Origin of the sequence: Tautonia sociabilis, from assembly GCF_003977685.1 — a bacterium.
Taxonomy (GTDB): Bacteria; Planctomycetota; Planctomycetia; order Isosphaerales; family Isosphaeraceae; genus Tautonia; species Tautonia sociabilis.
Window position 1 is genome coordinate 1 of sequence record NZ_RYZH01000102.1, and the last position, 7,081, is coordinate 7,081.

Consider the following 7,081-nt stretch of genomic DNA (forward strand, 5'->3'; position numbering starts at 1 on the left):
TGTTAAGTTTGACGGTAACTGGCGTGGTTCTTCTGGAGCTATTCGGCGCGATCGTCCGATAAACGATCCCGGTATCCGACAATACACTTGGCTCCCCGGGCCGGGAAGCCGCAGGGATCGTCTCCGGACATGTCGCAGCCGCCGCTCAGCGGTCTCTCCGAGGCCGAACGTACCCTGGCATTCGAGCGGTTCCAACTCCTCCGCCCGCATCTGGAGGAGGGGGCCCCCCTGGCTCGTGTGGCCCGGGAGCGGGGACTCGCCCTGCGGACCGCCACACGATGGGCCGGGCGGTATCGCCGCGAGGGGCTCGCCGGGCTGGCCCGCAAGGGGCGGAGCGACCGGGGCAAGCGGCGTCTCTCCGACACCCTGCGCCAGGCCATCGAGGGCCTGGCCCTGAGCAAGCCGCCGCTGTCCGTGGCGACCATCCACCGCCGGGCCGTCGCGCTCGCCGAACGGCTCGGCGAGATTCCCCCGACCTACTACGCCGTCTCCGCCACGGTTCGGGCGCTGGACCCGGCCCTGACGACCCTGGCCCACGAGGGGTCGAAGGCCTATGGCGACGCCTTCGACCTGGTCCATCGCCACGAGGCGACCGGCCCTAATGCCGTCTGGCAGGCCGATCATACGGAACTCGACATCCTGCTGAAGGACGGGCAGGGGGGGACCGCGAAGCCGTGGCTGACCGTCATCCTCGACGACTACAGCCGCGCCGTGGCCGGCTACGCGCTGTTCTTCGGCAGCCCCTCGGCGATCCAGACGGCCCTGGCCCTGCGGCAGGCGATCTGGCGTAAGGACCGACCCGGCTGGCAGGTCTGCGGCATCCCCGAGGTCCTCTACTCGGACCACGGCAGCGACTTCACGTCCCGGCACCTCGAGCAGGTGGCCGCCGACCTGAAGATCCGGCTCGTCAACTCCACGGTCGGGCGGCCCCGCGGCCGGGGGAAGATCGAGCGGTTCTTCGAGGGCGTCTCCCAGGTGCTCCTCCCGCGGCTTCCCGGCTTTGCACCCGCCGGGACCTCCCCGGAGGCCAGGCTGACCCTGGGCGACCTGGCCGCCGAGCTGGAGCCGTTCCTGGTCGATCGGTACCACCACGAACGCCACGTGACGACGGGGTGCACGCCGCATGAACGATGGGCCTCCGGCGGGTTCCTGCCGCGGATGCCCGAGTCGTTGGAGCAGCTCGACCTTCTGCTGCTGACGGTCCCGAAGACGCGGCGGGTCCACCGCGACGGCATCCGGTTCTCGGGGCTGCGGTACATCGACCCGAACCTGGCGGCCTACGTCGGGGAGCAGGTCCTGCTGCGGTACGACCCGCGCGACGTGGCGGAGGTGCGGGTCTTCCACGAGGGCCGGTTCGTCTGCCGGGCGGTCTGCCAGGAGCTGGCCGGGGAGACGGTGCCGCTGCGCGAGGTCATCCGGGCGCGGGACCGCCGTCGTCGCGAGCTGCGTCAGACGATCCGGGATCGACTGAAGGTGATGGAGTCCTTGCTGGAGGTCCGCCGTGGCTGCCCGACCGAGCAAACGGCCGGCGACGCCCCCGAGGGCACCCCGGCACCGCGACGGCCGGGGGGGACGCTCAAGCGGTACGCCAATGACTGAGGTGACGGGCGACGCCTTCGTCGAGACGCGGGAGTACCGGCGGTTCCGCGAGTTCTGCGACGCCTGTCGCCGTTATCGGTACATCGGGCTCTGCCACGGGCCGCCCGGGGTGGGCAAGACGCTCTCGGCCCGCCGCTATGCCGACTGGGACCGGGTCGAGGCGGCCGAGCCGTATGCCGATTCGGGCGACTTCCGGAGCGACGACGTGCCGGGCAACGGATGCGTCTTCTACACCGCGACGGTCGTCAATTCCCCGGGACAGATCCAGGGCGGCGTGTTCCAGTTGCGGCAGCGGATGCGCGAGCTGGTCCGCCAGGCCATCCGTACGGAGGCGGCCCCGGTCATCGCCGCGGCGCAGCGGAGGCTGGAGAGGGCTCGCGACGACTATCTCGTGAAGCACGACTGGTTCGCGGGCAAGTCAGCCCGCCTGGAGCGGGCCGAGGCCGCGGTCGCCAGGGCGATCCTCGCCCGCGCCGAGCGCGATCGTGAGGCTCGCGATCCGACCGAATTGCTGCTCGTCGACGAGGTGGACCGGATCCGGATGGCGAGCCTGGAACAGCTCCGAGCGATCTTCGACGACGGGGGGATCGGCCTGGTGCTGATCGGCATGCCGGGGCTGGAACGTCGGCTAGCGCGGTATGCCCAGCTCTACTCGCGGATCGGGTTCATCCACGAGTTCCGCCCGCTGGGGGCGCCGGAGGTGCGCGAGCTGCTGGGGGGCTGGCGACCGCCCGGGGCGACGCTGCCCGACGACCTGCTGGCCGACGCCGAGGCGATGGCGGCGATCATCCGGATCACCGGCGGGAACTTCCGGCTGCTGGATCGGCTGCTGACGCAGGTGGCGCGGATCCTGGAGATCAACGCCCTGGAGTCGGTGACCCGGGAGGTGGTCGAGGCGGCGCGCGAGGTCCTGGTCATCGGCGCGGCGTGACGCCCAGGTCACAGCGAGATCCGCTCGACGATATTGCGGCTGACCTCCTTGTCGGTCCGGTTGTAGAGGTCGGTCGTCCGGGCGTCGGAATGCCCGAGCAGGTACTGGACCTGCTCGCGGGCGACGTCCTGCCGGAGCAGGTTCGTGGCCGTGGTGGCGCGGAAGCTGTGGCAGCAGAAGGTCCCCTCGGGCAGCCCGGCGGCCTTGAGCCGCCGCTTGACGATCCGGAGCAGGTCATTGCCCGTCAGCCCCCGGTCGGGGGAGAGCCTGCGGGCGCGGCCGCGGGCCGAGCGGAACAGGGGGGCCTTGCCGGGGCTTCCCGCGAGGTTCGCGGCCTTGAGGTAGGTCTCCATCTGCTGCTGGAGGTCATGGCGGGCGGGGACGAGGTGGACCTTGCCGCCTTTTTCCCCGAAATGGAACCACCACTGGGTGCCGTCGGAGTAGTAGTCCTCAATGCGGAGCTTGGCGACGGCCCCGGCGCGGGCGGCGGTGTAGGCGAGCACCATGAGGATCGTCTTGTCGCGCAGGCCGAGGATGTCGTCGGTTTTGATGGACTTGAAGAGGGCCCGGACCTGCTTGTCGTCGAAGGCGGGGGTCTGGCCCTCGTGGGCGACGTGCTTCGGCCCGCGGACCGAGGCGGCCGGGTTGAGGACGACGCCGTGGTACATCTGCTGGTTGTCGAAGAAGTGCCGCAACGCGGCCAGGTGCTGTTTCTTCGAGGGGGCCGAGAGCGGATGGCCAGCCTGGTCGATCAGGTGATGTTCGAGGTAGTCGCCGATCAGGAAGGACGTGACCTGGCGGAGTTCGATCCCGCGCTCCTGGCAGAACCCGAGGAACCGGTCGACGGCGCGCTTGTAGGCCTTCCGGGTATTGGGGTTGGCAATCTTCGCCTTGAAGAAATCGGCATAGGCGTACTCGGCGTTGGGACCGGCATTCTTGACGATCTCGGGAGCGGCGACCGCCCGACGGAGTCGCTCCAGGTCGGCGTGGACGACCAGCTCATGCCCGTCGCCATTCGGCCCGGCCGTGGCCGGCAGCACCTCGATCTCGCCCCGATTCTCGTCCATGACACCCCCCTGCCCTGATCCCGTTCATGCCGAATAATGTCCTTTATTCGGCATGGGCGCAAGCACAAATTGAGGGCAGGGGGCGACCGGTCGTGGCCTCGATACCCCACGCCAATCCCACCCGAACATTGCACTCGGATTCAATGTTCGGGAGGCTTGGCACATGGGAGCCCTCCGAACCATCAGTCAGCTCGCCAAGACCGCCGGGGTCCCGACCTCGACCATCCGCTACTACGAGCGGGCCGGCCTGCTCCGTCCCACCAGCCGGAGCGGCGGAAACTATCGTCTCTACGACGATGACGCGCTTGATCGGCTGCGCTTCATTCGCGCGGCCCAGGCCATCGGTTTCACCCTCGACGACGTCGTGACCCTGCTCGAACAAGACCTCGACACGCCGGCCTCCTGCGCCGAGGTTCGGGACTTGATCGAACGTCGCCTCGTCGACGTCGGGCAACGCATGGACGACCTCCGTCTCGTCAAGCAGGTCCTGACCTCGGCGCTCGTCAAGTGCCGGGAGACCGACCTGGCCGGCCCTTGCCAGGTCCTGGACCACCTCCGTCACGACTCAGAGCGTCCCGCCGCTCCCCGATCCTCCCGCTCGAAGAAAAGTCCTTGACCTTACACTTGGGTGCAAGGTGTAGATTGGTCGTGTCGGTCGGGAACGACCGGTCGCGGTCGACGGAGACAGCTTGCCCGCGAGGGTAAGCATGGAGGATTCGAGGGAAGAAGGCACATGATCGGAACGACCACGAAGTCGCAAGCGAGGCATCCGCTCCTGACGCTGGTACTGGGTGGGATCTTCGCGGCGTCGCCCTGTTGCTGTGGATTCAGTAATCCCGCGTTCGGCGATGCTCCCCGGCCCATTTTGGCCGCGGCAGAGTGCCACGTGCTGGCGATTGAGGGGTTGACGTGCGAGAGCTGCTCGGCGCACGTGCGGACGGCGCTGGCGAAGGTGCCCGGTGTCGCCGGGGCACGCGTCGATTTCGCGAAGGCTGAGGCCGTGGTCTGCGCCAAGCCCGGGGCCGTCGTGAATGCGGCGACGTTGATCGCCGCCGTCAAGAAGGCCGGTTACAAGGCCACGCTGAAGAAGTGAACCGGCGAGCCCCGAGGTCGGTCGCGTTCGGCCTCGGGCCTGTCGTGCCCGAGGCCAGCGATTCATCGGGTTGACGTGGAACAATCGAGAAACCATGAGGAGTAAAATGATGGCCGAATCAGGATGTTGTGTCGCGCGAGGGAACGAGCCGGAAGACGCGCTCCACCTGGTCATTCTCGGCGGCGGATCGGCCGCGTTCGCGGCTGCGATCCGGGCCAGCGAACTGGGAGCGCGGGCGACGATCGTCAATGACGGCCTGCCGACGGGCGGGACGTGCGTCAATGTGGGCTGTGTCCCGTCCAAGACCCTCATCCGGGCCGCTGAAGTGTTGCACCGGGCCAACCGGCACGGGTTCGCCGGGATTCGCTCATCCGCCGAGGTCGCGGACTTCTCCGCCGTCATCGGCCAGAAACGGGAACTGGTCGAGCAGCTTCGCCAGGCGAAGTACCTCGACGTCATCGCCGACGTGCCCACGATTCGCCTTGTCCAGGGGCGGGCTCGGTTCGTATCCGATCGCGAAGTCGCCGTGAATGGCGAGCAAATTCAGGGGGATCGCTTTCTCATCGCCACTGGGGCAACGTCCTTCGTGCCGCCCGTCGAGGGGCTGGCGACGGCCGGTTACCTGACCAACGAAAGTGCCTTCGAGCTGGAGCACTTGCCCGAGTCCCTGATCGTCCTCGGGGGCCGCTACATCGCGCTGGAAACCGCCCAGATGTTCGCCCGCCTCGGCAGCCGGGTGACGATCTTGCAACGGTCCGACCGCATCCTGCCCACGGAGACACCCGACCTGACCGATGCGCTGAGCGGCTTCTTGCGGGAGGAGGGTCTCCAGGTCGAGACCGGCGTTGCCGTCGAATCGGTCCGCCGCGAGGACGGGATGGCCGCGGTCGAGGTGGTGCAGGGCGAGACGAAGCGGACGTATCGCGCGAGTCAGATCCTCGTCGCCACTGGTCGCCGACCCAACACCGACGGCCTGGGGCTCGAACTCGTCGGCGTGGAACCAGATCGGCGGGGCTTTATTCGGGCCGATGAGACCTTAAGGACGTCCAACCCACACGTCTTCGCGGCCGGGGACGTCCTCGGCGAGCGCATGTTCGTCTACACCGCCGCCTACGAAGGGGCGTTGGCCGCGGAAAACGCGCTGCAAGATGGCTCCCGCACGCGGGATTATACCGCCCTGCCGTGGGTCATCTTCACCGACCCCCAGGTGGCCGGCGTGGGGCTGGACGAGCGACAGGCGACCGAACAGGGTCTGGTGGTCGACGTAGCCACCCTGCCCATGTCACACGTCCCCCGCTGCATCGCGGCCCGCGACACACGCGGGTTCGTCAAGCTGATCCGGGAGGCCTCCACCGACCGCCTGCTGGGTGCACGGATCCTGGCCCCGGAGGGCTCCGAACTGCTCATGGAACTCAGCCTAGCGATCAAGCACAAGATCACGGCGGGGGAATTGGCCTCGTCGTTCCATCCCTACCTGACGCTGGGCGAAGCCAACAAGCTGGCCGCCCTGACGTTCGGGAAGGACGTCAGCAAGCTGAGTTGCTGCGCCACCTGAACCGCCCCGCGGCCGTTGCAACCGGATGTCCGACGGAATTCACCTTATTTTGGAGAGATCAAGATGAGCCAACCAATCGAAGGATCCGAATCAACGGCGCAGTCGTCGAAGAGCCGCGGCAAGAAGGTCGCCGCGATCGCCAGCATCGGCGCGATCCTCTCGGCGATCATCGCCTCCGCGTGCTGCTGGCTGCCGCTGGTGCTAATCGCCTTGGGGGCCTCGGGAGCGGGCATTGCCGCCGGGCTGGAGGCGTATCGACCGCTGTTGATCGTCGTGACGCTTGGATTCTTGGGGGCGGCGTTCTATCTCACCTATCGCCCGCGCAAGGGCGTGGCGGAGCACGGCTGCTGCACGACCGAGGCGGCCGAGGACGGCAGCTGCTGTCCCGCGAGCCGTCCTCGTCACGTCGGCCTGATGACGTTGAATAAGGCGTTGCTGTGGGGCGTCACGGCGATCTCAGCCGCCTTCCTCTTCTTCCCAAGCTATGTCGGGCTGCTGTTCGGCAATGACGACCGTACCGTTGCTGCCGAGGGTGGGACGCGAGCCGTCCTGGAGATCGGGGGGATGACCTGTGAGGGCTGTGCCGCGGCTGTCTCCCAGGCGATCCGCCGCGTGCCAGGCGTGCAGTCCGTGGAAGTTGACTATGGGAGCGCACGGGCCACGATTGTGACCGACGAGTGCTGTCCGATCCCCAGCGATGAAATCATCTTGGCTCTGGAACGAGCAGGATACGACGGGGCGTTCGTCGAGACGAGAAACGGCCAAGGGACGGGGCCCATCGTCGATCGCGCCGAATAGCTCCAGAAGAACCACGCCAGTTACCGTCGAACTTAACA

General features: G+C 67.8%; 7 protein-coding genes. 6 read left to right on the plus strand and 1 reads right to left on the minus strand.

Annotation, left to right across the window (positions count from 1 at the left end; translation table 11 throughout):
• Positions 1 to 129: 129 nt before the first annotated feature.
• Both TsocGM_RS25320 and TsocGM_RS25325 read left to right on the plus strand, forming a co-directional pair.
• Entirely contained in the window at positions 130 to 1,599 is a 1,470-nt protein-coding gene (locus TsocGM_RS25320; RefSeq protein ID WP_126728252.1) for a Mu transposase C-terminal domain-containing protein, read from the plus strand.
• Positions 1,592 to 2,530, plus strand: coding sequence for an AAA family ATPase (locus TsocGM_RS25325; protein WP_126728253.1), 939 nt, complete (start codon positions 1,592 to 1,594; stop codon positions 2,528 to 2,530). Before TsocGM_RS25320 ends, TsocGM_RS25325 begins: the two co-directional genes overlap by 8 nt.
• 8 nt (positions 2,531 to 2,538) lie before the next feature.
• Here TsocGM_RS25325 and TsocGM_RS25330 read toward each other — a convergent pair whose 3' ends face one another.
• On the minus strand, positions 2,539 to 3,597 hold the full coding sequence (locus tag TsocGM_RS25330) for a tyrosine-type recombinase/integrase (protein WP_126728254.1): 1,059 nt from the start codon (positions 3,595 to 3,597) through the stop codon (positions 2,539 to 2,541).
• Between the two features lie 163 nt (positions 3,598 to 3,760).
• Between TsocGM_RS25330 and TsocGM_RS25335 the strand changes: the two genes are divergently transcribed.
• The 4 genes from TsocGM_RS25335 to TsocGM_RS28085 all read left to right on the plus strand — a co-directional run bounded on the left by TsocGM_RS25335 (position 3,761) and on the right by TsocGM_RS28085 (position 7,043).
• Positions 3,761 to 4,213, plus strand: coding sequence for a MerR family transcriptional regulator (locus tag TsocGM_RS25335; RefSeq protein ID WP_126728255.1), 453 nt, complete (start codon positions 3,761 to 3,763; stop codon positions 4,211 to 4,213).
• Between the two features lie 117 nt (positions 4,214 to 4,330).
• Positions 4,331 to 4,690 carry a heavy-metal-associated domain-containing protein gene (locus TsocGM_RS25340; RefSeq protein ID WP_126728256.1) on the plus strand — a complete coding sequence of 120 codons (360 nt, stop codon included), beginning with the start codon at positions 4,331 to 4,333 and terminating at the stop codon, positions 4,688 to 4,690.
• 109 nt (positions 4,691 to 4,799) lie between these two features.
• Entirely contained in the window at positions 4,800 to 6,245 is a 1,446-nt protein-coding gene (gene merA, locus TsocGM_RS25345; RefSeq protein ID WP_199756915.1) for a mercury(II) reductase, read from the plus strand.
• 63 nt (positions 6,246 to 6,308) lie between these two features.
• Positions 6,309 to 7,043: a mercuric transporter MerT family protein gene (locus TsocGM_RS28085; RefSeq protein WP_126728257.1), complete on the plus strand. Its 735-nt coding sequence runs from the start codon at positions 6,309 to 6,311 to the stop codon at positions 7,041 to 7,043.
• The last annotated feature ends 38 nt before the right edge of the window (positions 7,044 to 7,081 follow it).

Bases quoted from the DNA above. Each gene is read 5' to 3' on its own strand.
- TsocGM_RS25320 (WP_126728252.1), top strand. From the start codon at position 130: ATGTCGCAGCCGCCGCTCAGCGGTCTCTCCGAGGCCGAACGTACCCTG.
- TsocGM_RS25325 (WP_126728253.1), top strand. From the start codon at position 1,592: ATGACTGAGGTGACGGGCGACGCCTTCGTCGAGACGCGGGAGTACCGG.
- TsocGM_RS25330 (WP_126728254.1), bottom strand. From the start codon at position 3,597: ATGGACGAGAATCGGGGCGAGATCGAGGTGCTGCCGGCCACGGCCGGG.
- TsocGM_RS25335 (WP_126728255.1), top strand. From the start codon at position 3,761: ATGGGAGCCCTCCGAACCATCAGTCAGCTCGCCAAGACCGCCGGGGTC.
- TsocGM_RS25340 (WP_126728256.1), top strand. From the start codon at position 4,331: ATGATCGGAACGACCACGAAGTCGCAAGCGAGGCATCCGCTCCTGACG.
- merA (WP_199756915.1), top strand. From the start codon at position 4,800: ATGGCCGAATCAGGATGTTGTGTCGCGCGAGGGAACGAGCCGGAAGAC.
- TsocGM_RS28085 (WP_126728257.1), top strand. From the start codon at position 6,309: ATGAGCCAACCAATCGAAGGATCCGAATCAACGGCGCAGTCGTCGAAG.